We start from the raw sequence: 232 nt of genomic DNA, 5'->3' as shown, positions 1-232 counted from the left end.
GGGTCGTAGATATAATATTCTTCCACGCCATAGCGATTGTAGAACAACAGTTTTTTGCTCATCTCTTTCAGTCGGTTCCCGGGAGATAAGATTTCAAACACCACTTGCGGGGCGATGTTGTCTTCTAACCACTGCTGATAAGATCCGCGATCGCATTTCGGGCGGCCAAACACTACCATTGTATCCGGTGCTTGCGCCAGTTTATTGTTCCCCTCCACCGGATACCAGAACA

Annotated in this window: 1 protein-coding gene; it reads right to left on the bottom strand. The window is 48.3% G+C overall.

Translation table 11 applies throughout. The features are described from left to right. Positions 1-232: Uma2 family endonuclease (locus AC0QH1_RS08060; RefSeq protein WP_324630522.1), on the bottom strand; the 232-nt coding region annotated here is incomplete at both ends.

Source organism: Phormidium sp. CCY1219 (assembly GCF_055795085.1).
The sequence above is the reverse complement of the archived record's forward strand: the minus strand, read 5'-3'. Positions and strand labels throughout refer to the sequence as shown.